Here is a 706-nt window from a genome sequence, read left to right on the forward strand (position 1 = left end):
TCTGTTCTGACCCGCCCGCCGAGGCAAGGCCCGAATTTCAAGGCGACATCCCCGGATCGTGACAGGCCGCCTGCGCACAGAAGCTGTGCGTAATCAGCTATTTTTTATCAGACGGTCAAGGCGCATATCCCCTCCATGAAACAAGGAAGCGGGCCAAGGAAACAAAGGGGCTCGCCTTTATAGGAGAGAACGAGATGTTCACCAAATCCATCCTGACCGCCGTTGCCGCTGCTGTTGCTCTGGCTGCTCCTGTCGCTGCTGCCGAGGCCAATTCGGGCCGTGACATGCAGGCCGCCATCCTGAACCTGGATTCGGCTGCCTTCACCACCAATGAGCTGGCCCTGATCGGCGCGGAAAAGAATGACCAGCGCAAAGCCGAACGTGCGGCCTATATCCTGGACCAGAAAAACGCCACGACCGGCGGCGTGAATGGCGGCCATGACATGCAGGCCTCGATCCTGGGTGTTGATGGCGCTGCGTTCAACACCAACGAACTGGGCCAGATCGCGGGCGAGAAAACCCAAGGCAGCAAAGCCAATCGCGCGGCCTTCATCGCCAGCGAGAACGGCCGTGACGTGATCTCGTCGGCGGTTGCCAGCGACTATACCGGTGCCGAGCATCGCGGTCGCGACGACAGCTGATCCTGACGGACAACTGAACCACAAAACAAAGGCGCGCCAGCAGATGCTGACGCGCCTTTCTTCAT

The 706-nt window shown here is 59.8% G+C and carries 1 protein-coding gene; it reads left to right on the plus strand.

All coding sequences use genetic code 11. The features are described 5' to 3' along the window. The first annotated feature begins 194 nt into the window (after positions 1-194). Complete coding sequence (locus FNJ84_RS21760; protein ID WP_143795277.1) at positions 195-641, plus strand: hypothetical protein; 447 nt, start codon at positions 195-197, stop codon at positions 639-641. Positions 642-706 lie beyond the last annotated feature (65 nt).

It is taken from the genome of Paracoccus sp. M683 (genome assembly GCF_007096355.1).
Lineage (GTDB): Bacteria > Pseudomonadota > Alphaproteobacteria > Rhodobacterales > Rhodobacteraceae > Paracoccus.